Raw genomic sequence first — 23649 nt, forward strand, 5'->3', positions numbered from 1 at the left:
CACACCGCCCGTTGCTCATCCGTGATCACCCGGAGCCGACCCTGACCTCACCCCGACACCCGCTCCGGGGCCCGTCCCTAGGGGCGAGATCCGGTGGCCGCACGCCGCGCAGAGGAGCTCCGGCGTCTCCGGCGGGAGTACGCGACCCGGACCACGGGAGTACGCGACCCGGACCACGGGGTTACGCGACCCCGGCTATCCCTTGCTGACCGCCGTCAGGATCTCCGGCAGGCGCCTCGCCGTGCGGGGGGCCGCCACCTTGAGGCCCGCCCAGACCAGCAGCGCGCCGTAGAGCGTGCCGACCGGGAGGAGGAGCCACAGCAGGGACTGACGGTCGGCGACGTGGAGGTAGACCGTCGCGCCGATGACCGGGGCGCACAGCAGCGCCGAGCCGACCATGCCGCCCAGGATCGACATCCAGGCGAGACCGCCCTGGCCCGGCACCACGTTCTTGTAGCCGCTGTCCTGCGGGATCGAGTACGGGAAGACCGCCGAGGCCACCGCGCCCGAACCCACCAGCGCGCCGAGCAGCGCGAACGAAAGGCCCAGCGCCTCCGGGAAGGCCGACCAGTCGCCGAGGACGGCGGCCGTCGACACCGTCACCAGAAGGGTGAAGGGGAAGGTGACGTACAGGAGGGCCAGGGCCCTGGCCCGGAGTTCGGCGTACGCGTCGGCCGGCGTGGAGATGGTCTGCGCGACCATCCAGAACGCCGAGGTGTCCTGACCGAACTGGTTGTACATCTGGACGCCGAGCATGCCCGAGGCGAAGCACGCCCAGTAGATCGTGCCCACGCCCTGAAGGGCGTTGAACAGCGGCACGATCAGACCCATGGCCAGCGAGGTCACCCACGCCGCCTTCGTCTTCGGGTCGCGCCAGATGTAGCGCAGGCTCCGCTCCATGACCGCGCCCGTGCGCCCGCCCGGCAGGAGCCGGCCGAGCCGCCCCGTACCGCCGGACTTCTCCCGTGCGTCCGCGCCGGAGGACGCGCCGATCGTCGAACCGTCCGGCTCGACCATCAGCCGCACCAGGCTTCGCTGCCACCAGTACACGAGCCCGGCCAGCGCCGCCGCCGTGATCAGCAGCCGGGCCGCCACCACCGCGTACTCGCCGTCACTCGCCGCGTCGACCGCGCCGATCGCGGCGGCCGGCGGCAGCCAGCCGACGACGGTCGCCGCAGGTTCCAGCGGTCCGAGGCCGCCGGCCTGGCCGAGGCGCTGGGCGCCGAAGTTGACCACCTGGATGCCGACCGCGATCACCAGGCCGCTGAGCAGCGCCAGGTCCCGGCCCTTGCGGGAGGTCAGCAGCCGGACGTTGGCGGCGGCCACCGCCCGGGACATCGCCACGCAGGTGATCGTGACGAGCGGCACCGCCAGGACGGCGACGACGGCGGCGGCCGCGCCGTGCGCGACCGACAGGGCCGCGCCGAACACCAGGACCAGGGTGATGACCGGCCCGACACCCACCAGGGACGCCACGAGCAGGGCCCGGACCAGCGGTCGGGGCCGCAGCGGCAGCATCACGAGCCGCGACGGGTCGAGGGTCTCGTCGCCGCTCGGCACGAACAGCGGCATCACCGTCCACGACAGCGCGAGGGACCCGGTGAGGAGGACCGCGACCGTGTCGGCGTCCGCGCTGCCCCGCAGGAGGACGAAGGACAGCACGATCACCGCGGCGAAGAGGACGCCGAAGACGATCGAGGCGATGTACGCGGCGGTCCGCCCGCCCGACTGTCGCAGCCCGTTCCTCAGCAGCGACAGCTTGAGCCGTACGAAGGTGGACGTGAGGGACGGTGCGGGGGCGGTGGGGACGGCGGTCGTGGTCGCGCTCATCACTGCGCCCCGCCGGAAGCGCCGGGCCCGCCCGAGGCGCCCGCCCCGCCGCCCAGCCAGTCCAGGGAGTCCCCGGCCGTCTCGCGGCCGTTCGCGCCGACCAGCTCCAGGAACGCCGCCTGGAGCGAGGGCCGGTCGCCGCGGACCTCCGCGAGCGGGCCCTGCGCGCGGATGCGGCCCGCCGCCATCACGGCGACCCAGTCGCAGAGCGACTCGACCAGCTCCATGACGTGGCTGGAGAAGACGACGGTCGCGCCGGACCGGGTGTACCGCTCCAGGACCCCGCGGATGGTCTGCGCCGAGACCGGGTCGACGCCCTCGAACGGCTCGTCCAGGAAGAGCACCTCGGGATTGTGGAGCAGCGCGGCCGCCAGACCGATCTTCTTGCGCATACCGGTCGAGTAGTCGACGACCAGCTTGTTCTGCGAGCCGGTCAGGTCGAGGACGTCGAGGAGCTGCGTGGCCCGCTTGTCGACCTCGGCACCCGGCAGCCCCCGCAGCCGGCCGCTGTACAGGAGGAGTTCACGGCCGGAGAGCCGCTCGAAGAGCCGCAGGCCCTCCGGCAGGATCCCGATCCGCGCCTTCACCTCGGCGACCGAGTCCGGGTTCGCCCAGACGTCGTGCCCGGCGACCAGGATCCGTCCCTGGTCGGGCCGGAGCAGGCCGGTGATCATGGAGAGGGTGGTGGTCTTGCCGGCCCCGTTGGGCCCGACGAGCCCGATGAACTTCCCCGCGGGCAGGACGAGATCGATCCCGTTCACCGCGATCTGCTGGCCGAAACGCTTCCACAGCCCCTCGACACGCACCGCGGGCACCGCACCGTCACCCGGTGCGGTGCCCGCTGCGGCGCCCGCCTTTTCGAATACTCTGTCAAATGCCTGGTCAGGCATGGTCTGTCAACCCTTCGGTTGTCCCCGTACATACGGGCACCACCATACGGGTGAGGCCTGGACCGGCCCAGGGATCACTGCGCCCGGCTGCGGGCCTCCGCCGCTTCCCGGCCACACGCGTACGCGAGAGCGCTGATCAGCTCCTCCGCGTCCGGCAGCCAGCGGTTCGCCGGGGTGGGGCGCCGCGCCCACTGCACCGCGCCGACGCCGCCGATCCGGGTGGGCGGGGCCGCGACGTAGTGACCCTCGCCGCGCGTGACGAGGTCGATCGAGGCCGGCACCCAGCCCAGCTTGCGGACGAGGTCGGGCACCTTGACGGCGGCGCCCGGCAGGACGAAGAAGAACATCCGGCGGTCCGGCGTGCAGGTCACGGGGCCGAGCGTCAGCTCCATGCGCTCCATCCGGGCGAGCGCGAGGAAACCGGCCGACTCCGGCACCTCGATCGCGTCGAACGTCCGGCCCGTCGGCAGCAGGATCGACGCCTTCGGCGTCTTCGACCACATGCGCCGAGCCCCGACGCCGCTCCCCGTGGCCTGGGTCGACCAGTCGGGCTTGACGGCGTGCGCGCCGGGGACGGCGCACTCCGCACCGCAGGAGCAGCGCTCCCTGCCCTCGACGGCCTCAAGCCAGGTCCCGGGGAACACGTCCCAGTGCCGCTCTTCCGCGTACCGCACGGCGCTGTCCAGCAGCTGCTCGCCTCGCTGCTGGGGGATCTGTGCGGCTTCCGTGACTCCGATGGTCTCTTCCACGGTGAACACAACTGCCCCCGCCACCTGGGGTTACGGGCGCGGGGGAGAGCGGTGTGACGCATCGATCCTGCACATGGGGCGCACGGGTGCACCGACGGGGGCGCGCGGGGGGCCGGGGAGCGGGGGGTGGGTACGCACCAGTGGGGGGCGCCGGCGGCAGCGTCGCGGCCGACGTGTCCGGTGTCGTCGTGTGCCCGGCTACCGGACTGTCCGCGTACCAGGCTGTCTTGGCCCAGGCTGTCGGGCTCGGTCCAGAATGCCGGGGTACCAGGCTGTCCGGTTTCGCGTGTTCACATCGGCATTGACCGGATATCCACCGGGCAGTGATCACTTCTCGTTGATCACTGCATCCGTGATCACCGCTCGGCCTCAGGGGGTAACTCATGGCAGCCAGGCCACTCGTCGCGCGTCAACCCAACGAACGGCTCCAGGCGCTCATCCAGGAGGCGGCCTGCTCGCACGCCGGCCTCGCCCGCAGAGTCAACATGGTCGGCGCGGAGCGCGGCCTCGACCTGCGGTACGACAAGACGTCGGTGGCGCGGTGGCTGCGCGGGCAGCAGCCGCGCGGCCGGGCGCCGGGCATCATCGCGGAGGCGCTGGGCCGCAAGCTCGGGCGGACGGTCACGATCGACGAGGTCGGGATGGCGAACGGCCGGAACCTCGCCGCCGGTGTGGGCCTGCAGTTCGCGCCGACCGTCCTCGGGGCGATCGAGCAGGTCTGCGAGCTGTGGCGCAGCGACGTGGGCCGCCGGGACTTCCTCACGGGTTCCACGGTCGCGGCCTCCGCGCTCGTCGAGCCCAGCAGGGACTGGCTGATCACCGGGCCGGACGCGCACGTGGCACGGCTCGCGGGCGCGCGCGTCGGGGTCGCGGACGTCGCGGCGGTACGGGAGATGACGAGCGCGCTGGTCGACCTCGACCGGCGGTTCGGCAGCGGCCATGTGCGGCCGGTGGTGGTCCACTACCTCAACAGCGTGGTGTCGGGGATGCTCTCGGGCTCGTACCGGGAGGCCGTGGGCCGGCAGCTGTTCGCGGCGGCCGCGCGGCTGACCGAACTCGCCGGGTACATGGCGGTGGACACGGGCGAACCGGGGCTCGCGCAGCGGTACTACATCCAGGCGCTGCGGCTCGCGCAGGCGGCGGGGGACCGGGGCTACGGCGGCTACGTCCTCGCCGCGTCGATGAGCCACCTCGCCGCGCAGCTCGGGAACCCCCGGGAGATCGCCCAGTTGGCGCGGGCGGCGCAGGAGGGGGCGCGGGGGAAGGTGCCGCCGCGGGCGGAGGCGATGTTCCTCGCGGCCGAGGCGCGCGGGCACGCGCTGATGGGGGACCACAGTTCCTTCGAGACGGCGGCGGGCCGTGCCGTACGGGCCCTTGAGCAGGCCGATCCGGAGGCCGGTGACGACCCGGTGTGGATCGCGCACTTCGACCACGCCTATCTCGCGGACGAACTGGCGCACTGCTATCGGGACCTGGGGCAGGCGGAGGAGGCGGCGCGGGCGGCGCGGGAGTCGATCACGGGGCACCCGGAGACGCGGGCGCGGCGCCGGGCGATCGGTCTGGCCCTGCTGGCCTCGGCGCAGGTGCAGCAGCGGGAGGTGGAGCAGGCCTGCCGGACGGGGACGCGGGCGCTCGAACTCCTGGGCACGCTGCGGTCGTCGCGGGGTGCGGAGTATCTGGAGGACCTGAGGGAGAGCCTGGAGCCGTACGCGGGGGAGGCGGTGGTACGGGAGTTCAGCGCGCGGATGGACCTGTCGGCGGCGTAGGGCACCCTCGGCCCGTCGGCGTGTACGTCGCCGTGCCCGTCACCGTCCGGGTCGCGTCGTGCCCGTCGTCGTGCGAGGTCGCTGTGCAAGGAGGTTGTGTAACCGGGCTCACACGTGTGTGCGGAGCGCCGGGCGCACCCGGTAGCGTGAGCCGACGATTCCGTAGGTCCATCAGTAGGAGTCCCGGTGACGCAGAACGGACAGGGTCCGGAGCCGCAGTACCCGGCGGTGCCCCCCGCGCACGACGGTGCCCATGGGGGAGCTCAGCCGTGGGGCGGCGCCTGGGGTCCCGCCGGTGGTCAGCCGGGCGGGCAGCCGCTGCCGCCCGCGCAGCCGCTGCCCCCGGAGGCGACGCCGGGCGCCGCCGACATGCAGTCCACGCAGTACCTGCCGCCGATCCCGCCGCAGCAGGCCGCGCCCCAGGCGCCGCCGATACCGCAGCAGGCCGCGCCCCAGCCCGGGTACGGCTACCCGGGGCCCGGTGGCCCGGCCGCCGGCGACATGCAGGCGACCCAGCACATCGCACCGGTCCCGGGCGCGATGCCGCCGGTGCAGGCGCAGCAGCCGGGGTACGGCTACCCGCCGCCGGCCGCGCAGTCCGCCGGGGACATGCAGGCGACGCAGCACATCTCCGCCGTCCCGCCACGGCCCGGCGCGGGCTCCGAGCCCCAGTTCCTGGGGACGGGCCCGCTCGCGCACCAGGGGCCCGGGCAGCCGGGCGCGGGCGCCTCGGACGCGACCCAGTACATCGCCCCCGTACCGCCTCAGGGGCACGGGTCCGGTGAGCGGCAGCCGCCCGCGGAGTTCGACAGCCTCTTCCGTACGGAGGCGCCGCGGGCCCCGCAGCAGCAGGGCTACCAGCAGCCCGGCCCGCCGGCGTACCAGCAGCACCAGGGGCCGCAGCAGGGCTACCAGCCGCCGCAGCCGCCCCAGCAGTACGCCTACGAGGACGCCTACTACGACGACGACCCCGAGCCGCCGCGCCGCAAGTCGCCGGTCGCGCTGATCGCGGCCGTCGTCGTCGGCTGCGCGGTCGTCGGCCTCGGCGCCGGGATGCTGCTCAGCGGCGAGGACGAGAAGGACCCCAAGGCGCCCGGGCAGAACGTCGCGGCGAGCTCCGCCGCGCCCTCCGCCACCACCGAGCCGTCCGCGGAGAAGCCGGCCGACCCGGCGGAGCCGCAGGCCAAGGAGCTGGACAAGCTCCTCGCGACCAGCAACAGCAGCCGTGACACGGTGATCAGTTCGGTCGCGAAGATCCAGCAGTGCAAGGACCTCGACAAGGCGGCGAAGGACCTGCGGGGCGCCGCCGACCAGCGCCGGGGCCTGGTGACCCAGCTCAAGTCGCTCTCGGTGGACAAGATCCCGAACAGCCCCGCGCTGACGGCCGCGCTGACCAAGGCCTGGCAGGCCTCGGCCTCGGCGGACGACCACTACGCGGCCTGGGCGATCCAGATGAAGGCCAAGAAGGCCTGCAAGGACGGCAGGGCCAGGAGCACCGGCCATCTGGTGGAGGCCGAGAAGAAGAGCGGCGAGGCCACCACGGCCAAGCGTCAGGCGGCCGGGCTGTGGAACCCGACCGCCACGAAGTACGGACTGGACAAGCGGACGCCCACCCAGCTGTAGCCGGAGCCGTTACGGGACGCTGAGCACCGTTTCGCCGACGTCGACGAAGCCGGGCTTCTGCGCGACGAGCCGCCCCTGGCGGACGACCTGGAACGTCACCTCGTGGTTGACGACCCGGGTGAGGCCGGGTGCGCCGAGGAGGTCCTCGTACTTCCAGCGCAGGGCGGGGGTCAGGCCGCCGGTGTCGATGCGCGCGCCCCGGTCGAGGGCGTGGGTGATCTGTTCGGCGCTGATCCGGTCGCTGTCGAGGGACTCGACGACCGACCTGAGGACCGTGTAGGCGATCCAGGTGGTCTGGACGCCGGCGTCGGCCGGGTCGACGCGGTTGTCGGCGAAGGCGTGTTCCTGGATGACCTTGCGCATCGGCGCCCAGCTCTTGTCGGAGGCCTCCGGGTACCAGCCGGTGACGTACGCGCCCTCGAAGGGGCTGCGGGCGCCGCCGGTGCGGTCGATGACGGGCTGGGCGACGCTGCCCAGCACCGAGGAGATACGGACGGTGTCGCTCTTCTTGGCGGAGCCGCCGTTCTTCTCGTCCTTCGGCAGGCGCCGGAAGGAGTCGAAGAAGGTCTGGGTGCGCTCGCCCAGGACGGCGGCGACGCAGCCGTCCTCGGCGCCCGCCCTGTCGCGGGCCCGGCCGGCCTGCTCGGCGTACTGGGCGGCGTCCTCGACGGCCGGGATGTCGATCGCGCCGCTGTGACTGGCCTTGCGGAGGCCGGAGTTGAGGAGGTCGGGGAGCCGGTCGCCGGCGACGGTGTCGGGCCGGACGAGGGAGACCCGGCGGCAGGACTCGGCCAGCTGCATGCCGTGGCCGGCGATGAGGGAGGCCTGCCCGCCGTTGACGGGGTAGGAGAGCGAGCTGGTGAACTCGTCCTCCGAGATGCCGTAGCCGCCGATGTACGGGACGCCCGCGGCTTCGAGGGGCGCCATGAACGCGCTGCCGTTCTGGCTGTACGAGCCGACGACCGCGACCGCGTTCTCGCGGACGGCCCGGCGGGCGCAGGCGGCGGCGCCGGCGCTGGTGTTCTGTTCGTTGCAGGTGAGTACGCGGAGTTCGTGGCCGTCGATGCCGCCCTGGGAGTTCACCCATCGGGCGTATGCCTGCGCCATCGCGGGCATTCCGGGCATATTGGTCGCCTGGGTCTGGTCGGGAGCCCAGGTCATCACCGTGACGGGCTCCCTGGAGCCCCCCGTGGCTCCAGGGAGCACGCCACACCCGGTGAGCAGCGACGCTCCGGCCGCCGCGGTCGTGACGTACGCGAGGAGTGAGGTCAGTCGCCTACCGGTCATGGGCATGCACATTTCCGCCTCACGGGTAACGCGGGAGTGAGCGCGGTTCAACGGAGGGTGACGTGAAGGTGAATTACCGGGGCCGGAGGGCTATGAGGAGGGGGTGAGTCCGCTTATGTCGCAAGGGAACGTACGATCGAAACGTGTCCAGTCCAGTCTCCGGTTCGGTTAACTCTTCCCGTCGCGGCCGTCGCTCCTCCACCATGGGCGGCATGCCGCTCAACGACATGCCCTGGTGGCGCTGGCGCATCAACGTGCGTTCCGCGCTGCACATGCTTTCCGACCCCGTGTTCCACGAGACGACCTGGCTGCCCGGTCAGGAGGGGTACGGCGACGTCACCGACGCCGTCTACCGCCTCGTCGAGGACACCTGGCTCGACAACTGGTCCGCGGAGAAGTACGTGGGCGCGGTCTTCCGCGACACCGGCGAGGCAGCCCTCGTCGACGTCGCCGTGCTCCGCGTGCTGCGCATCATGCATCAGGTGGGCCCGGACGCGCCCGTCTCCGCCTACCTGGAGCACCAGGGCTGGCCCGAGGCCGTACGGGCCGCCCGCGAGGCACACGTACGGATGGCGCAGGCCGACGGGGAGGACCCCGACACGCCCCCGCGCTCCCTGGACGTGCTCCGTATCATGACCCGGTCCTGAGGTGTTCCGTCTGGCGGACGGTGGCCCTGGTCGGCCTGCCCGGTGTGGCAGGCTGACGGGATGACCGACCAGTACGTCCTCACCCTCTCGTGCCCGGACAAAAAGGGCATCGTGCACGCCGTGTCGAGCTATCTGTTCATCACGGGATGCAACATCGAGGACAGCCAGCAGTTCGGGGACCGCGACACCGGTCTCTTCTTCATGCGGGTCCACTTCTCGGCCGAGGCCCCGGTGAACGTGGAGAAGCTCCGGGCGAGCTTCACGGCGGTCGGGGACTCCTTCGGGATGGACTGGCAGATCCACCTCTCCGACGAGCGCATGAGGGTCGTCCTCATGGTCTCCAGGTTCGGGCACTGCCTGAACGACCTGCTGTTCCGCTCGCGGATCGGCGCGCTGCCGGTGGAGATCGTCGCGGTCGTCTCCAACCACACGGACTTCGCGGAGCTCGTCGGCTCGTACGGGATCCCGTTCCGGCACATTCCGGTGACGAAGGACAACAAGGCGGAGGCCGAGGCGGAACTCCTCGCCCTGGTCCGCGAGGAGAACGTCGAGCTGGTCGTCCTCGCCCGCTACATGCAGGTGCTCTCCGACGACCTGTGCAAGCAGCTCTCCGGCCGCATCATCAACATCCACCACTCCTTCCTGCCGAGCTTCAAGGGCGCCAAGCCCTACCACCAGGCGCACACGCGCGGTGTGAAGCTGATCGGCGCGACCGCGCACTACGTGACGGCGGACCTCGACGAGGGCCCGATCATCGAGCAGGAGGTCGAGCGGGTGGGCCACCAGGTGACCCCGGACCAGCTGGTCGCGGTGGGCCGCGACGTGGAGTGCCAGGCACTGGCCCGCGCGGTGAAGTGGCACGCGGAGCGCCGGATCCTGCTCAACGGCCGCCGCACGGTCGTCTTCGCCTGACCCGGCGACCCCCGGCGGTCACAGCCGGCGGGCGGACCCGGTGGCCCCGGCGGCCTGACCCGGTGGCCCCGGCGGTCACAGCCGGCTGAGGGACGCCGCGGCCGAGAGGACGTCGCGGATGGCCTCGCGGTCGCCGTCCTGGCCGGCCGCCGCTTCCTCCGGGGAGATGTGGCCCGCCACCAGCTGGCAGAACTCCACCCCGTCCATCGCGACCTGCGCCACCGCGCGGTCCGGCGAGCCGATCGCCGCGGGGGAGTCCAGGGCGATGTACCAGTGACCGCCGCCCGCCCCCTCGACCTCCAGATGGAGCGAGCGGCCGGGCGCGCCCGCGGCGACGAGGTGCCGGGCCGGGGCGGCGAGGCCGCTGCGGCGGCGGTCGGCCAGGGTCGCGGGGAGCAGCCGGGCCGCCAGGTCGATCATGCCGTGCAGATGGGCGCCGCTCGGCGGGGCGTAAGGATACGCCACCGCGTTGGCGATGTCGTCCGCGTGCAGCCAGCACTCGAAGGCCCGCTCCAGGAGCGAGTCCCGCAGCGGCAGCGCGAAGTCCTTGTAGGTGACCGTGAGGTCGGCCACGCCGCGGCCCGCGAAGGAGACCGTGCGGATCAGGGCGTGCGTCTGGTCCCGCCAGGGCCCGCGGAGCTCCCGGTTCGGCGGCCGGTCGAGCGCCGCCCAGAAGGCCTCGGTCCGCTCCGTCGGGGACAGTTCGGGCACTGCCTCGCCCAGCGGGTCCTTGATGCCGAGCGCCGTGGTGACGAGGCCGTCGACCGCCAGGAGGTGGCCGATGACCCCGGCGACGGTGGTCTTGCGGCGCATCACGTGCTCGTCCTCGTACCACTTGAGCCGCACCGGGGCGTGCCACTCCGACTCGCCGATGTCCCGCAGCAGCGCGTCCAGCCGGGCGGTCTCGGCGTCGTACGGCGTGGCCCACTCCGGCACCGGTACGCGGGCGGGGCGGCGGCCCAGGCAGTTCTCCAGGACGCGGGAGCGCAGCAGCGGGTCGAGGTCCAGGTCGCGGTCCTCGTGGAGCAGCGCGACGGCGTCCCGCAGCCGCAGGGCCTCGTCCGCGCACGGCGCGCACTCGGTGAGGTGGTCCTCGACGGCCTGCGTCTCCCCGGCGGAGCACGCCGAGAGCGCCCACGCCCCGAGGAGGGACTTGAGCACGCGGTGGGTCAGCTGCGGTACGTCAGGTACTTCCGGTACTTCCGGTACAGCGGGTACGTCCGGTTCCTCCGGCGCCTCCGCGCCCGCCGCAGCCTCGGCCGCCGTCACAGCGGCCGGCGCCGTCACGGCCTCAGGCGCCGACACGGCTTCCGGTTGCGTCACGGCCTCCGGGGCGCTCGGCGGGTCCGCCGTCAGGTCCGCGTGGTCGTCCGCCGACCGGCGCGGTCCCGGTATCCACGGGGCGCGTGCGACGTCGTCCGCGTCGCCGTTCGCCCCCGTCACAGCGTCCGCCCGTAGCCGGGCGGCGAGGAGCCCTCCAGGGGCCGGGTGTTGGCCGAGGACAGCAGCTGGAGGCCCAGCCGGAGCCGCCGGCGCGCCTCGTCCTCCGTGACCCCGAGGTCGGCGGCGGTCTGGCGGTAGTCCCGCCGCTGGAAGTAGGCCAGTTCGAGCGCGGCCCGCAGCGGGGCCGGCATGGAGGTCACGATGTAGTCCGCGCGGGCCGCGACGGAGGCCCGCCGCACCTTCTGCTCCAGCTCCTCGACGGAGCCCTGCCCGGTCTCCGCGTAGGCCGTGGCCTCGACCTGCCGCAGCCGGTGGACGGCCTGGCGCTGGGCCAGCCGGGCGACCCACGACCGCATGTTCCCCTGCTTGGGGTCGTAGTCGTCGGGGTTCTCCCAGACGTAGCCGAAGACCTCACGGGTGACCTGGTTGGCCGCGGCGTCGTCGTCGAGGACCCGGTGGGCGAGGCTGTGCACGAGCGAGGCGAACCGGTCGTAGAACTCGCCGAGCGCGGCGGCCTCTCCGGCGGCGAGCCGCTGCTGCATCTTGCGGTCCCAACGCGGTGGTGTCTCCATCGCCATGCGAATCCTCCGTCCCCTGCCGGCTGCCGGTCCCTGAGTCCTCGCCCTCCAAAGTAATGTGCCGTGCCGACGACGCACGCCTGTTTGCCGCAAGTGCGCCCTTGACGCGGGTCTGGATGGTAAGGAAAGCGCCATACCTCGGCGAGAGGGTTTCGGCCTGGTGTGCCGGGGCAGGCGGCGACCGTGACGACGATCGAGGTCGACGAGGACGAACAAGGCCCCTGGACGGTGCTCCGCATCCGGGGGGAGCTGGACCTGGTCACCTCCCCCCGGATACGCCGCCGCGTCCATGACGCCGTCGCGGGCGGCCGCCACGACCTGGTGCTCGACCTGTCGGCCGTGCGGTTCTGCGACTCCAGTGGCGTCGGCGTCCTCATCGCCGCCCGCCGCCTCCTCCGCTCCTGCGGCGGCCGCCTCCGCCTGATCCTGCCCGTCCCCGCCCTCGACGGCGGGGACGGTCATGTCGACCGGGTCCTCTCCGCCCTCGGCGTCCGGCGTCTCTTCGACGTGTACGGGGACGTTCCGGCGGCGGTCACAGGGACGGGCCGAACCGCTCCCTGAGCTGGTACTTCAGCACCTTGCGCAGGGTCTCGTTGCGGGGGAGCGCGTCCACGACCTCCAGTTGTTCCGGGAGCTTGTGGACGGAGAGGCCCGCCTCGCGGAGGAAGGCGGTGACCGTCGGGAGGCTCAGCGGGGCGGCGCCCGGGGGCTGCTCGACGACCGCGCAGACGCGTTCGCCGCGCTCGGCGTCCGGGAGGCCTATGACGGCGGCGTCCCCGACGTCGGGATGACCGTGGAGGAGGTCCTCGATCTCCTTGGCCGAGATGTTCTCTCCCTTCCGGATGATGATGTCCTTGATCCGGCCCGTGAGGACGAGGTGGCCGCTCGGGGTCAGGTGTCCCACGTCCCCGGTGATGAGGAAGCCGTCCTCGTCGAAGGCGGCCGCGGTCTGGGCCGGGTCCAGGTAGCCCTGGCAGACGGCCTCGCCGCGGAGCCGGACCTCCCCGTCCCCGGTGCCGGTTCCGCCGCCCGTGCCGAGGCCGTCGCCGATGATCCGGATCTCCATGCCGGCGGGCGGGCGGCCCTCGGTCGTGGCGAGGTTCTCCTCGGTGTCGTCGGGGTCGCCCATGGTGATCATCGGGACCTCGGTCATGCCGTACCCGTGGGTGAGCCGGCAGCCCAGCTCCTTGCGTACCGCGTGGTAGATCTCCGGCGGCTTCGGCGCCCCGCCGCCCGCGAGCAGCCGCAGGGTCGGGATGACCGGCTCGTCCGGCCGCTTGCGCTGCTCGGCGAGGAACATCGCGTAGAAGGCGGTGGAGCCGCCGGCGACGGTCACGCCGTGCGCGCGGTACTCGTCGAGCGCCTCGGGCAGCGCGAACTGTTCGAACATGACGGCGGGGAATCCGTACAGCAGGAGCATCACCGTGTAGTCGGGCCCGGCGATGTGCGCGTACGGGAAGGCCATCGAGCCGACGTCCTCGGCGGTCAGGCGCAGGGCGTGGGCGAGGCAGGAGCCGCCCGCGAGGAGCGAGCGGTCGGTGTGCAGGACGCCCTTGGGGTCGGAGGTCGTGCCCGAGGTCCAGTAGATCCAGCGGACGTCCGTCCCCGAGGAGGGCGGCGGCGGCAGGATGCCCGGGTCGCCGTCCGGGAGGGAGTCGGGGCCGTACGCCTCGAAGATGCCGCGCGCGCCGAGCCGCCGGGCCATCTCCGTGTGGTCGAAGCCGCGCCACACGCCGGGGACGGCGAAGTACTCGGCCTTGGACTCGCGCAGCGCGAAGCCGACCTCCTTGTCCCGGTAGAAGGGGATCACCGGCGTCTGTACGGCTCCGATGCGGGCGAGCGCGAAGGAGAGCACCGCGGTCTCGATGCGGGTGGGCAGCTGCCAGGCGACGACCGTGCCCGGCCGCACCCCCATCCCGTGGAGACCGGCGGCGCAGCGCTCGGCGCGCTCGCGCAGGCCGCCGAAGGTGAGGACGCGGTCGCCCTGGAGCAGGACGGGCCGGTCGGGGGTGAGGGCGGCGCGGCGCTCGACGAGCTCCCAGAGCGTGCGGGACTCGCCCAGGGTGTGCGCGGTCTGGTCCAGGGCCGTATCCATGACCGTACTCCTCTTGGCTGACGTTCCGTCAGATAGTGCGGCGAGCGTAGAGGTCCGGCGCTTGTCGGTCCAGAGGGGTGGGGCTAGCCTGATCCCGTCAGATCTGACGGGTCATCAGAAACGGGCCATCGGAAACGGCCCATCGAGTTCGGGAGAGGGTCCCCATGAGCTCCAGCGCGGAACTGCCCCGCATCATCAGCGTCGACGACCACGTGATCGAGCCGGCCCACCTCTTCGAGACCTGGCTCCCGAAGAAGTACCGCGACCGCGGGCCCAAGGCCCTCACGGCCGGGATCGGCGAGCTCGCCTACGTCGCCGGCAAGTACCAGATCACGATGGACCCCGAAGGGCCTCCCACCGACTGGTGGATCTACGAGGACCTCAAGTTCCCGTACAAGCGCAACATCGCCGCCGTCGGCTTCGACCGCGACGACATGACCCTGGAGGGCATCACCCGGGAGGAGATGCGCCGAGGCTGCTGGGACCCCAAGGCACGCCTCGCCGACATGGACCTCAACCACGTCGAGGCCTCCCTCTGCTTCCCCACCTTCCCGCGCTTCTGCGGCCAGACCTTCGCCGAGGCCCACGACAAGGAGGTCGCCCTCGCCTGCGTCCGCGCCTACAACGACTGGATGGTCGAGGAATGGTGCGGCGACAGCGGCGGCCGGCTGATCCCGCTCTGCATCATCCCGCTCTGGGACATCGACCTCGCCGTCGCCGAGATCCGGCGCAACGCCGCCCGCGGCGTCAAGGCCGTCACCTTCTCCGAGATCCCCACCCACCTCGGACTCCCCTCCATCCACTCCGGCTACTGGGACCCCTTCTTCGCCGTCTGCCAGGAGACGGGCACGGTGGTCAACATGCACATCGGGTCGAGCAGCCAGATGCCCGCCGCCTCCCCGGACGCGCCCCCCGCCGTGCAGGCCTCCCTCAGCTTCAACAACGCCATGGCCTCGATGATGGACTTCCTCTTCAGCGGCGTGCTGGTGAAGTTCCCCCGGCTCAAGCTCGCCTACAGCGAGGGCCAGATGGGCTGGATCCCGTACGCCCTCGAACGCGCCGACGACGTCTGGGAGGAGCACCGCGCCTGGGGCGGCGTCCGCGACCTCGTCCCCGAGCCGCCGTCCACGTACTACTACCGGCAGATCTTCTGCTGCTTCTTCCGCGACAAGCACGGGATCGCCTCGCTGGACGTGGTGGGGCGGGACAACGCCACCTTCGAGACCGACTACCCGCACGTCGACTCGACCTTCCCGCACACCAAGGAGGTCGCCCTCGACCACGTCCAGGGCCTCGACGACGAGACGATCTACAAGCTCATGCGCGGCAACGCCATCCGCATGCTCGACCTCGACTTCGACCGGGGCCTCGACCTGGGCTTCGGCCGGGCCGCCGACAGGGGCCTCGTCTGATGGACCTCGCGTACAGCGAAGAGGAGGAGGAGTTCCGCGTCCGGCTGCGGGAGTGGCTGACCGCCACCCTGCCCACCCTCCCGCCCAGACCCGACCCGCTCGACTGGCCGGGCCGGCGGGCCTACGACTGCGGCTGGCAGCGTCGGCTCCACGACGCGGGATACGCGGACGTCCACTGGGACGCGTCCCCCACCCAGCGGCTGATCTTCCTGGAGGAGACCGAGCTCGCCGGCGCGCCCTACGTCGGCGCCAACTTCGTCGGGCTGCTGCACGCCGGGCCGACGATCGCCGCCGAGGGCACGCCGGAGCAGCGGGAGCGCTGGCTGCCGCCGGTCCTGCGCGGCGACGAGGTCTGGTGCCAGGGCTTCAGCGAACCGGACGCGGGGTCCGACCTCGCGTCCCTGCGGACGAAGGCCGTCCGGGACGGGGACGCGTACGTCGTCAGCGGGCAGAAGATCTGGACCTCGCACGCCGAGGTCGCCGACTGGTGCGAACTCCTCGTGCGGACGGACCCCGGTGCCGCCAAGCACCGGGGCATCAGCTGGCTCGCCCTGCCCATGGACGCGCCCGGCGTCACCGTACGGCCGCTGCGGACCCTCGCGGGCTCGACGGAGTTCGCGGAGGTCTTCCTCGACGAGGTCCGCGTGCCCGTCGAGAACCGGGTCGGGGAGGAGAACGACGGCTGGCGCGTCACCATGGTGACCCTGTCGTTCGAACGCGGCACCGCGTTCGTCGGCGAGGTCGTCGCCTGCCGCCGCCTCCTCGGCGAACTCGCCCGTACGGCCCGGGAGAACGGCACCTGGGACGACCCCGTCCTGCGGCGGCGGCTCGGCAGGCTCTCCGCCGAGTTCCAGGCCCTGTGGCGGCTCACCCAGGCGAACGTCAGCGAGGCACAGGCGACGGGCGGGGTGCCGGGGGCCGGCGGCTCCGTCTTCAAGCTGCACTACTCGCACGCCCGCCAGGAGCTGTACGAGGCGGCCGCGGCGGTGCTGGGCCCGGGCGCGCTCGACCTCGGCCACGACTGGAACCACGACCGGCTGTCCTCGCTCTCGTACACGATCGCCGCCGGCACCTCCCAGATCCAGCGCAACATCGTCGCCGAGCGCATCCTCGGCCTCCCGAAAGGACGGTGACCCCCGCCATGGACTTCCGACTCACCGAGGACCAGCGGGCGCTGCGGAAGGGCGTACGGGAGCTGCTCGACCGCCGCTTCGGACGGGAGGCGCTGCGCGCGGCCGTGGACTCGGGGCGGCTGGACCGGGAGCTGTGGCGGGAGCTCGGCGCGGCCGGTTTCTTCGCGCTGCGACTGCCGGAGGAGGACGGCGGGGTGGGGCTCGGGCTGCCGGAGGCGGTCCTCGTCTTCGAGGAGGCGGGGCGGGCGCTGCTGCCGGGGCCGCTGGTGGCCACGCATCTGGCGGCGGGGGTCGTGCCGGGGGCCGCGGAGGGGGCTGCCGTGGTGACCGATGCCTCGGAGGGACTGGTCCCTTGGCTGGACGAGGCCGACGTGGTGCTGGGGGACGTGGAGGGCGCCGTCCCGATGCGGTCGGTCGATCCGCTGACGCCCCTGCACAGGGTGCCGGGGCTCGTGGGCACCGGGAGCGAGGGCGACGGGCTCGTCGCCGTCCTGCTCACCGCTGCCGAGCAGGTGGGCAGTGCGGGGGCGGCCACCGAGGCGGCCGTCTCCTACGCTCGGCAGCGGGAGCAGTTCGGGCAGGTCATCGGGGGGTTCCAGGCCGTCAAGCACCTCTGCGCCGGGATGCTCGTGCGCGTCGAGCTCGCCCGGGCCGCCGTGCGGGCCGCCTCCGTGACCGTCGACCCCGTCGAGATCGCCGGGGCCAAGCTCCTCGCCGACGAGGCCGCCGTCGGGAACGCCCGGGACTGCCTCCAGGTGTACGGCGGCATGGGCTTCACCTGGGAGGCGGACGTGCACCTGCACCTCAAGCGGGCCTGGGTGCGGGCGGAGCTGCGGCTGCCCGCCGCGCGGGCCGAGGAGGTGGTGGCGGCGCGCTTGTAGCGCTCCGCGTTCGCCGGGTCACGGAATGTTGATATCGGGTTGTGTCCTTCGGCGGGGCCGTCACGGCCCGGAGTCGGTCTTCGGCTCCGGTACTCTCCGTGGGATGCGCGTGCTCGTTGGCCCGGATCGTCCCGGTGTCGCCCCTATGGTGACTCCGGGCCCGGGAATGCCCGCCGCGCGCGCCCGGCGTTCGACTACCCGCAGAGTGCGTCGCACAGTATGGGCCATGCGTACTCCTTCGCGCTGGAATATGCCCGAAGCGCTTGTTGCGGTGACTGTACGTCAACCATGCTGTCCCATAAGGGAATCACGTTCCGTGAAGGTGTGTCCGCCGGTTCGGATGGTGTGAGCGGTGCAGGTGCTTCAGGTGCAGTTGGAGGTCGGGCCCGACCCGGCGGAAGTGGGTCGAGCCCGGAGGTGGGCGCGGTCGCGGCTCGCCGGTTCGGGCATAGGGGACGACGAGCCGCTGGCGGAGACGCTGGTGCTGCTCATCTCCGAGCTCGTGACCAACGCCGTGGTGCACACCGGCTGCCCGGCCGTGCTCCGGATGCTGTTCGCGGCGGAGGGCGGGGTGCGCGTCGAGGTGGCGGACGCGAGCGACCGCCCGCCGCAGCCCCGGCACGCGGAGGGCGAGGACACCAACGGGCGCGGCCTGGAGCTGGTGGACGGCCTCGCGGACCGGTGGGGCTGGCAGCGCGAGGGCGCCGGCAAGAGCATCTGGTGCGAGGTCGACCGGGCGCCGGTGGCTCCGGAGCGCGCTCAGGGCGCGGTGTCGCCCGGCCGGGTGCGCTGTTGACGGTTCGTTCCGTTTTGCCCACTCTGGTGTGAGCGATTCGTGGCGAGGGGAGCCGAGGGCGGGCCGTTTCCGGCCCTCGGCGTGTGCGGGTCGTGGCCGGGTGGCGGCGCGGCCGTGCCGTGCTCGGGGCGCGTGCGAGCGCGCCGCCGCCCGTGAGCCGGTGACCTACAGGATCGCTATCGGGGCAACCGGCGTGCCCGTGCCGCCGACGAAGGGCTCCGGCATCGCGGAGAGCAGGAAGGCGTAGCGCCGCTCCTGTGCACAGGCTGTGGACAGGCCTTCGAGGTTCCAGTTCTGGCCTTGGAGCATGCCCATCTCGACCAGGTCGAGGGCGTGGACGGGCAGCCACAGGTCGTCGATCTCCGGCGGGAAGATCTCGAAGGTCAGCGTGTCGTTGGCGACGGCCGCGACGTCCCGGGCGTGGAACCACTCCGGCGTACGGACCGAGAGCCCCGGCGACGGGAACGCGTACCCGTGCTTGTCCCCGGCCAGGTACACCTGCATCTGCCCCGTCCGTACGAGGACGATGTCCCCGGGCCGGACCGTGACCCCGCCGAACTCGGCCGCCTCGTCGAGGTCTTCGGGAGTGACGGCGTGGCCGCCGGGCAGCCGGTCGAGGCCCTTGGCGGCGGCCACGTCGAGCAGGACGCCCCGCGAGACGACCTGGCGGGCGGTGTGGATGCCGCTGAACTCGGCGCGGCCGTGCGGGGTGATGGTGTCGGCGGGGCGGCCGTTGTAGATCCGCCCCGAGTGCGAGGCGTGCGTCAGGGCGTCCCAGTGGGTGCCGGCCTGGAGGCCCAGGGTCACGGCGTCGTCGCTGGTGGCGACCGTGCCGGGGCCGAAGAGCTCCTGATTGACCTGGACCATGACGTGGAGCGGGTTGACGCGGCCGGGGATCATGCCGGTCTGGACGCCGTCCTGCTTGAGGTCGACGGCGAGCGGGACGCGGCGGCCGGTACGGACGGTGGCGACGGCCTCGCGTACGACCTCGTCGGTGACGAGGTTGAGCGTGCCGATCTCGTCGTCCTGGCCCCAACGGCCCCAGTTGTTGACGCGTTTGGCGATCTCGTGAAATGCGGCGGGCAGAGACATCGGGGCCTCCGGGGTCTTGTTATCCGGTATCTGACGGACCGTAGAATCCTGACGACGAATGAATCTAACGGACCGTCAGAAACTGTGGGAGGGGCCGGGCATGGGGAACTTCTTGGCTGGCAAGGTCGTGGCCGTCACGGGCGCGGGGCGGGGCATCGGCCGCGCGGTCGCCCTCGCGTGCGCGGCGGAGGGCGCGAAGGTCGTCGTGAACGACTACGGGGTGTCGATCGAGGGCGGCGAACCGACCTCGGAGATCGCCCTCTCCGTCGTGAAGGAGATCGAGGCGGCCGGCGGCGCGGCCGTCGCCGTCGCCGACGACATCTCCACGATGGCCGGCGGGCAGCGGATCGTGGACGTCGCCCTCGCGGAGTACGGGCGGATCGACGGGGTCGTGTGCGTGGCCGGCATCCTGCGCGAGCGGATGCTGTTCAACATGTCCGAGGAGGAGTGGGACCCGGTCGTCGCCACCCACCTCAAGGGCACCTTCACCGTCTTCCGCGCCGCCTCGGCGGTGATGCGCAAGCAGGGCACGGGCACGCTGATCGGCTTCACCAGCGGCAACCACCAGGGCTCGGTGGCACAGGCCAACTACTCGGCGGCGAAGGGCGGGATCATCTCGCTCGTACGGAGTGCCGCGCTCGGCCTCCACAAGTACGGCGTCACCGCGAACGCCGTCGCGCCCGTGGCCAGGACCCGGATGTCCGCGAACGTCCCGATGGAGCTGAAGGAGATCGGGGAGCCGGAGGACGTGGCCGCGCTCGTCGTCTACCTGCTCTCGGAGCGGGCGCGCGCCGAGAAGATCACCGGCCAGGTGTACACGATCGCCGGCCCGAAGATCGCGGTGTGGGCCCAGCCGAGGGAGCTGCGCGCCGGGTACGCGGAGGGCGGCGCGTGGACGCCGGAGCGGATCGCGGACTTCCTGCCGGGGACGGTGGGGGTCGATCCGATGCCGATGCTGGAACGACTGGAGGAGATGGCCCGGGCGGCGGCGCAGGGCACCCGTCCGAACGCGTGACACCAGCGTGCGGCGCGTAGCCCCGCGCGCACCTACCGATCCGCCCCGAGACGAGGAGTCAGCTCATGCGTGGTGTCGTGTTCGACGGGAAGTCCGTGCAGGTCGTCGACGATCTGGAGGTACGGGACCCCGGGCCGGGGGAGGTGCTCGTCGGGATCGCCGCCGCCGGGCTGTGCCACAGCGACCTGTCCGTCGTCGACGGGACCATCCCCTTCCCGCCGCCCGTCGTCCTCGGCCACGAGGGCGCCGGCGTCGTCGAGGCCGTCGGCCCGGGCGTCACCCATGTCGTCCCCGGCGACCACGTCGCCCTCTCCACCCTCGCGAACTGCGGTGCCTGCGCCGACTGCGACCGGGGCCGGCCCACCATGTGCCGCAAGGCGATCGGGATGCCGGGACAGCCGTTCTCCCGGGCGTCGACCGGGCAGGCGCTGTTCCAGTTCGCGTCCAACTCCTCCTTCGCCGAGCGGACCGTCGTCAAGGCCGTCCAGGCCGTGAAGATCCCGAAGGACATCCCGCTCACCTCCGCCGCCCTCATGGGCTGCGGTGTCCTCACCGGCGTCGGAGCCGTACTGAACCGCGCGAAGGTCGACCGGGGCGAGACCGTCGTCGTCATCGGCACGGGCGGCATCGGCCTCAACGTCATCCAGGGCGCCCGGATCGCCGGCGCGCCGACCATCGTGGCCGTCGACACCAACCCGGAGAAGGAGGCCGTGGCCCGGCGGTTCGGCGCCACGCACTTCCTCGCCTCCACCGACGGCGTACGGGACATCCTGCCCACCGGCGCCGACCACGTCTTCGAGTGCGTCGGCCACACCGGCCTCGTCCGTACCGCGGTCGAGCTCCTCGACCGGCACGGCCAGGCGATCCTCCTCGGCATGACCGCCCCGACGGCGGAGGCGAGCTTCCCGCCCGCCGCGATGTTCCTGGACAAGTCGATCCTGGGCTGCCGCTACGGCTCCTCCCGCCCCCAGAAGGACATCGCCCTCTACGCCGAGCTGTACCGCTCCGGCAGCCTCCTCCTCGACGAGCTGGTGACCCGGACGTACCCCGTGGAGGACTTCGCCCGGGCCGTCGAGGACGCGGAACGGGGGAAGGTGGCCCGGGGGGTGCTCACTTTCTGAGCCGTGGGGGTGAAGAGGAACGGCAGCAGCGCGGCGGCCCCCAGGCCGAAGGCGACGAGCGAGGGGAGGTGGACGAGCCGCCCGCGAAATTCCCCTGGGACAGGACCACCTGACCGTTACGGTCATGGCCATGTCCTACCGCGAGCTCGCCACCCGCCCCGTCCTCGCCTGGTGCGCCGTCACCGCCGCAGGGCGGCTGCCCGTCGCCATGGCGCCGCTCGCGCTCGTCTTCCTCGTGCGCGAGCGGCCCGGCGGGTACTCGCTCGGGGCCGTGCTCGCCGCCGTGTACGTCATCGGGGAGATCGTCGCCGCACCCGTCCTCGGCCTGCGGATGAACGCCGAGCGCGCGCGGCCGCAGCTCGTCGCCGGACTCGCCGTCGGCTCCGTCGGTTTCGCCGGGCTCGGGCTCGCGCCCGACGCGCATCCCGTCGTCCTCGCCGTCCTCGGGCTGATCGCGGGCGCCGGACCCGCGGCCGTCGCGGGCGGGCTGCGCGCGCTCCTGACGAGCATGGTCCCCGAGCGGGCCGTCACCCAGGCCATGAGCATGGAGTCGATGCTGGTCTTCGGCGTCTGGGCGGCCGCGCCCGCGCTCGCCACCGGCCTGGCGCTCGGCGTCGGACCCGCCGTACCGCTGGTCCTCATGGCCGTCCTGATGGCGGTCTCGGTGGCCGGGATGTGGCTGCTGCCGGCCGGCTGGGCGGCCGCGGCACCGGAGAAGGGGACCTCCGCGGGGCGGGCGCTGCTGCGGGCCTGGCCCGTGTACGTCCTCGGGGCCGCCGGGCTCTCGCTGCTCGCGCTCGCCGAACTGGTCCTGCCCGCCCTGCTCGAACAGCGCGGGATCGCCATCGGCTGGGCCGGTCCGCTGCTCGCCGGGTTCTCGATCGGCTCGGCGGTCGGCGCCTTCGTCTACGGCCTGCGGGGACACTGGCCGGGCCCGCTGCTCGTGCAGTCCGTCGTCCTGGTCCTCGCGGTGACGGCGGGCGTCGCCCTCGTCGCGCTCCTGCCCTGGACCGCCGCCATCGGCGCCGTCCTGATCGCCGCCGGGCTCCTCCAGGCCCCCGCCGGACTCACCCGCAACCTCGCCCTGCGCCGACTCCTCCCGCCGTCCGCGCTCGCCGCCGGGTACTCGGTGATGTACGCGGCCGTCGGCGCCGGTTACGCGGCGAGCGGCGCCCTCGCGGGCGGCCTGCTCAAGGTCGTGGCCCCGTCGACCGCGATCCTCTACGGCGTCGCCCTGACCGTGCTGCTCGTGGTGATCGGCACGGTGGGAGAGCGCCGGCTGACCCGCCGTACCGAGTCCGGGGAGTCCGGAGAGTCCGAGGGATCTCAGGAGGCGGGCGCGCCCGGGGCGGTGGAGCGGAAGGTGCGCCGGTAGGCGGTCGGGGTCACCCCGATCGCGCTCATCAGGTGCACGCGCAGCGACTGGGACGTGCCGAAGCCGGCGTCCTGCGCGATCCGGTCGACGGGCAGCCCGGTGGACTCCAGGAGGTGCCGGGCGCGCTCGACGCGCTGCTGCGTGAGCCACTGTCCGGGGCTGATCCCGACCTCGTCCCGGAAGCGGCGGGTGAACGTCCGTACGCTCATCGCCTCCCTCTCGGCGAGGTCGCGCAGCTGGATCGGCTCGTGGAGGTGGGCGAGCGCCCACGCCCGGGCCGTGGTCGTGGTGTGGGTGCCCGCCTCGGGTATCGGCCGCTGGATGTACTGGGCCTGGCCGCCGTCCCGGTGCGGCGGGACGACGGTCCTGCGGGCGACGTCGTTGGCGACGGCCGTGCCGTGGTCGCGGCGCACGATGTGCAGGCACAGGTCGATCCCGGCGGCCACGCCCGCCGACGTCAGGACGTCGCCGTCGTCGACGAAGAGGACGTCGGCGTCGACCCGCACGCTCGGGAAGAGCCGCTGGAAGTGCGCGGCGGAGGACCAGTGGGTGGTGGCCGGGCGTCCGTCGAGGAAGCCGGCGGCGGCGAGCACGTACCCGCCGGTGCAGATGGAGACGAGCCGGGTGCCGGGCCGGATGTGCGCGAGGGCGGCGGCGAGCTCCTCGGTGAGCCTGCCCTCGGCGTAGACCGGGCCGAGCTCGTACGAGGCGGGGACGACGACCGTGTCGGCGGTGGCGAGGATCTCGGGGCCGTGCTCCACGTGTACGGAGAAGTCGGCGTCGGTGGGGACGGGGCCCGCGACCGGGGCGCAGGTGACGATCTCATACAGCAGCGTGCCCTCGGTGTCCCGGGCGCGGCCGAAGATCCGGTGCGGGATGCCCAGTTCGAAGGGGAGCAGCCCGGGCAGGGCGAGGACGGCGACGCGGTGGGGCGGGGTCGACGCGGGCGGGGTCGGCACCGGTGGTGGCGACGCGGGCGGGGTCGGCACGGGCGGTGCTCCTTC

The 23649-nt window shown here is 72.8% G+C and carries 21 protein-coding genes; 12 read left to right on the forward strand and 9 right to left on the reverse strand.

Features of this window, described 5'->3' with window-relative positions; all coding sequences use genetic code 11:
* Nucleotides 1–195 precede the first annotated feature (195 nt).
* The 3 genes from ACWFR1_RS28995 to ACWFR1_RS29005 all read right to left on the reverse strand — a co-directional run bounded on the left by ACWFR1_RS28995 (nucleotide 196) and on the right by ACWFR1_RS29005 (nucleotide 3478).
* Nucleotides 196–1830, reverse strand: coding sequence for a transporter (locus tag ACWFR1_RS28995; protein WP_453556215.1), 1635 nt, complete (start codon nucleotides 1828–1830; stop codon nucleotides 196–198).
* Entirely contained in the window at nucleotides 1830–2720 is an 891-nt protein-coding gene (locus ACWFR1_RS29000) for an ABC transporter ATP-binding protein (protein ID WP_453556218.1), read from the reverse strand. The genes ACWFR1_RS28995 and ACWFR1_RS29000 overlap by 1 nt, the downstream gene beginning before the upstream one ends.
* 74 nt (nucleotides 2721–2794) lie before the next feature.
* Entirely contained in the window at nucleotides 2795–3478 is a 684-nt protein-coding gene (locus ACWFR1_RS29005; protein ID WP_453556221.1) for a bifunctional DNA primase/polymerase, read from the reverse strand.
* Between the two features lie 374 nt (nucleotides 3479–3852).
* Here ACWFR1_RS29005 and ACWFR1_RS29010 point away from each other — a divergent pair, with 374 nt between their 5' ends.
* Together ACWFR1_RS29010 and ACWFR1_RS29015 are read left to right on the forward strand one after the other, a co-directional pair.
* Entirely contained in the window at nucleotides 3853–5235 is a 1383-nt protein-coding gene (locus tag ACWFR1_RS29010; protein WP_453556224.1) for a transcriptional regulator, read from the forward strand.
* A 186-nt stretch (nucleotides 5236–5421) separates the two neighbouring features.
* Nucleotides 5422–6858: a hypothetical protein gene (locus ACWFR1_RS29015; RefSeq protein WP_453556227.1), complete on the forward strand. Its 1437-nt coding sequence runs from the start codon at nucleotides 5422–5424 to the stop codon at nucleotides 6856–6858.
* A 9-nt stretch (nucleotides 6859–6867) separates the two neighbouring features.
* Here ACWFR1_RS29015 and ACWFR1_RS29020 read toward each other — a convergent pair whose 3' ends face one another.
* Nucleotides 6868–8145: an ABC transporter substrate-binding protein gene (locus tag ACWFR1_RS29020; protein ID WP_453556230.1), complete on the reverse strand. Its 1278-nt coding sequence runs from the start codon at nucleotides 8143–8145 to the stop codon at nucleotides 6868–6870.
* 203 nt (nucleotides 8146–8348) lie between these two features.
* Here ACWFR1_RS29020 and ACWFR1_RS29025 point away from each other — a divergent pair, with 203 nt between their 5' ends.
* Together ACWFR1_RS29025 and purU are read left to right on the forward strand one after the other, a co-directional pair.
* On the forward strand, nucleotides 8349–8792 hold the full coding sequence (locus ACWFR1_RS29025) for an SCO4402 family protein (RefSeq protein WP_453556232.1): 444 nt from the start codon (nucleotides 8349–8351) through the stop codon (nucleotides 8790–8792).
* 60 nt (nucleotides 8793–8852) lie between these two features.
* The gene (gene purU / locus ACWFR1_RS29030) at nucleotides 8853–9704 is read left to right on the forward strand and encodes a formyltetrahydrofolate deformylase (protein WP_453556235.1); all 852 of its coding nucleotides are present in this window, start codon (nucleotides 8853–8855) and stop codon (nucleotides 9702–9704) included.
* 75 nt (nucleotides 9705–9779) lie between these two features.
* Here the strand turns inward: purU and ACWFR1_RS29035 are convergent, their stop codons facing one another.
* Together ACWFR1_RS29035 and ACWFR1_RS29040 are read right to left on the reverse strand one after the other, a co-directional pair.
* A complete protein-coding gene (locus tag ACWFR1_RS29035) occupies nucleotides 9780–11147 on the reverse strand; it encodes a maleylpyruvate isomerase N-terminal domain-containing protein (protein WP_453556238.1) in 1368 nt (455 codons plus the stop codon).
* A complete protein-coding gene (locus tag ACWFR1_RS29040; protein WP_453556240.1) occupies nucleotides 11144–11725 on the reverse strand; it encodes a sigma-70 family RNA polymerase sigma factor in 582 nt (193 codons plus the stop codon). The genes ACWFR1_RS29035 and ACWFR1_RS29040 overlap by 4 nt, the downstream gene beginning before the upstream one ends.
* Nucleotides 11726–11908: 183 nt before the next feature.
* On the opposite strand from ACWFR1_RS29040, the gene ACWFR1_RS29045 reads away from it, so the two are divergent.
* A complete protein-coding gene (locus ACWFR1_RS29045; protein ID WP_453556243.1) occupies nucleotides 11909–12286 on the forward strand; it encodes an STAS domain-containing protein in 378 nt (125 codons plus the stop codon).
* On the opposite strand, the gene ACWFR1_RS29050 is transcribed toward ACWFR1_RS29045, so the two are convergent.
* On the reverse strand, nucleotides 12258–13820 hold the full coding sequence (locus tag ACWFR1_RS29050; RefSeq protein ID WP_453556246.1) for a class I adenylate-forming enzyme family protein: 1563 nt from the start codon (nucleotides 13818–13820) through the stop codon (nucleotides 12258–12260). The genes ACWFR1_RS29045 and ACWFR1_RS29050 overlap by 29 nt on opposite strands.
* A 164-nt stretch (nucleotides 13821–13984) precedes the next feature.
* Between ACWFR1_RS29050 and ACWFR1_RS29055 the strand changes: the two genes are divergently transcribed.
* The 4 genes from ACWFR1_RS29055 (at nucleotide 13985) to ACWFR1_RS29070 (ending at nucleotide 18042) form a co-directional block, all read left to right on the forward strand.
* Nucleotides 13985–15232: an amidohydrolase family protein gene (locus ACWFR1_RS29055; RefSeq protein WP_453556249.1), complete on the forward strand. Its 1248-nt coding sequence runs from the start codon at nucleotides 13985–13987 to the stop codon at nucleotides 15230–15232.
* Nucleotides 15232–16365: an acyl-CoA dehydrogenase family protein gene (locus ACWFR1_RS29060; RefSeq protein ID WP_453556252.1), complete on the forward strand. Its 1134-nt coding sequence runs from the start codon at nucleotides 15232–15234 to the stop codon at nucleotides 16363–16365. The genes ACWFR1_RS29055 and ACWFR1_RS29060 overlap by 1 nt, the downstream gene beginning before the upstream one ends.
* A gap of 8 nt (nucleotides 16366–16373) precedes the next feature.
* Nucleotides 16374–17246 carry an acyl-CoA dehydrogenase family protein gene (locus ACWFR1_RS29065; RefSeq protein WP_453556254.1) on the forward strand — a complete coding sequence of 291 codons (873 nt, stop codon included), beginning with the start codon at nucleotides 16374–16376 and terminating at the stop codon, nucleotides 17244–17246.
* A gap of 352 nt (nucleotides 17247–17598) precedes the next feature.
* The gene (locus ACWFR1_RS29070) at nucleotides 17599–18042 is read left to right on the forward strand and encodes an ATP-binding protein (RefSeq protein ID WP_453556257.1); all 444 of its coding nucleotides are present in this window, start codon (nucleotides 17599–17601) and stop codon (nucleotides 18040–18042) included.
* Between the two features lie 165 nt (nucleotides 18043–18207).
* Here ACWFR1_RS29070 and ACWFR1_RS29075 read toward each other — a convergent pair whose 3' ends face one another.
* Nucleotides 18208–19134 (reverse strand): cyclase family protein, encoded by a 927-nt coding sequence (locus tag ACWFR1_RS29075; RefSeq protein WP_453556260.1) that lies wholly within the window; start codon nucleotides 19132–19134, stop codon nucleotides 18208–18210.
* Between the two features lie 100 nt (nucleotides 19135–19234).
* On the opposite strand from ACWFR1_RS29075, the gene ACWFR1_RS29080 reads away from it, so the two are divergent.
* From ACWFR1_RS29080 to ACWFR1_RS29090, 3 genes are all read left to right on the forward strand, one after another.
* On the forward strand, nucleotides 19235–20149 hold the full coding sequence (locus ACWFR1_RS29080; RefSeq protein ID WP_453556262.1) for an SDR family oxidoreductase: 915 nt from the start codon (nucleotides 19235–19237) through the stop codon (nucleotides 20147–20149).
* A gap of 65 nt (nucleotides 20150–20214) precedes the next feature.
* Nucleotides 20215–21270: a Zn-dependent alcohol dehydrogenase gene (locus ACWFR1_RS29085; protein ID WP_453556264.1), complete on the forward strand. Its 1056-nt coding sequence runs from the start codon at nucleotides 20215–20217 to the stop codon at nucleotides 21268–21270.
* 130 nt (nucleotides 21271–21400) lie between these two features.
* Nucleotides 21401–22645, forward strand: coding sequence for an MFS transporter (locus ACWFR1_RS29090; RefSeq protein ID WP_453556301.1), 1245 nt, complete (start codon nucleotides 21401–21403; stop codon nucleotides 22643–22645).
* On the opposite strand, the gene ACWFR1_RS29095 is transcribed toward ACWFR1_RS29090, so the two are convergent.
* Nucleotides 22597–23634 carry a GlxA family transcriptional regulator gene (locus ACWFR1_RS29095; RefSeq protein ID WP_453556267.1) on the reverse strand — a complete coding sequence of 346 codons (1038 nt, stop codon included), beginning with the start codon at nucleotides 23632–23634 and terminating at the stop codon, nucleotides 22597–22599. The genes ACWFR1_RS29090 and ACWFR1_RS29095 overlap by 49 nt on opposite strands.
* Between the last annotated feature and the right edge of the window lie 15 nt (nucleotides 23635–23649).

The organism is Streptomyces sp. NPDC055103 (genome assembly GCF_053607625.1).

Excerpts from the sequence above, each read along its gene's own strand:
- ACWFR1_RS28995 (WP_453556215.1), bottom strand. The coding sequence starts at position 1,830 with ATGAGCGCGACCACGACCGCCGTCCCCACCGCCCCCGCACCGTCCCTC.
- ACWFR1_RS29000 (WP_453556218.1), bottom strand. The coding sequence starts at position 2,720 with ATGCCTGACCAGGCATTTGACAGAGTATTCGAAAAGGCGGGCGCCGCA.
- ACWFR1_RS29010 (WP_453556224.1), top strand. The coding sequence starts at position 3,853 with ATGGCAGCCAGGCCACTCGTCGCGCGTCAACCCAACGAACGGCTCCAG.
- ACWFR1_RS29020 (WP_453556230.1), bottom strand. The coding sequence starts at position 8,145 with ATGACCGGTAGGCGACTGACCTCACTCCTCGCGTACGTCACGACCGCG.
- ACWFR1_RS29025 (WP_453556232.1), top strand. The coding sequence starts at position 8,349 with ATGGGCGGCATGCCGCTCAACGACATGCCCTGGTGGCGCTGGCGCATC.
- purU (WP_453556235.1), top strand. The coding sequence starts at position 8,853 with ATGACCGACCAGTACGTCCTCACCCTCTCGTGCCCGGACAAAAAGGGC.
- ACWFR1_RS29040 (WP_453556240.1), bottom strand. The coding sequence starts at position 11,725 with ATGGCGATGGAGACACCACCGCGTTGGGACCGCAAGATGCAGCAGCGG.
- ACWFR1_RS29050 (WP_453556246.1), bottom strand. The coding sequence starts at position 13,820 with ATGGATACGGCCCTGGACCAGACCGCGCACACCCTGGGCGAGTCCCGC.
- ACWFR1_RS29055 (WP_453556249.1), top strand. The coding sequence starts at position 13,985 with ATGAGCTCCAGCGCGGAACTGCCCCGCATCATCAGCGTCGACGACCAC.
- ACWFR1_RS29060 (WP_453556252.1), top strand. The coding sequence starts at position 15,232 with ATGGACCTCGCGTACAGCGAAGAGGAGGAGGAGTTCCGCGTCCGGCTG.
- ACWFR1_RS29065 (WP_453556254.1), top strand. The coding sequence starts at position 16,374 with ATGGACTTCCGACTCACCGAGGACCAGCGGGCGCTGCGGAAGGGCGTA.
- ACWFR1_RS29075 (WP_453556260.1), bottom strand. The coding sequence starts at position 19,134 with ATGTCTCTGCCCGCCGCATTTCACGAGATCGCCAAACGCGTCAACAAC.
- ACWFR1_RS29080 (WP_453556262.1), top strand. The coding sequence starts at position 19,235 with ATGGGGAACTTCTTGGCTGGCAAGGTCGTGGCCGTCACGGGCGCGGGG.
- ACWFR1_RS29085 (WP_453556264.1), top strand. The coding sequence starts at position 20,215 with ATGCGTGGTGTCGTGTTCGACGGGAAGTCCGTGCAGGTCGTCGACGAT.
- ACWFR1_RS29090 (WP_453556301.1), top strand. The coding sequence starts at position 21,401 with ATGTCCTACCGCGAGCTCGCCACCCGCCCCGTCCTCGCCTGGTGCGCC.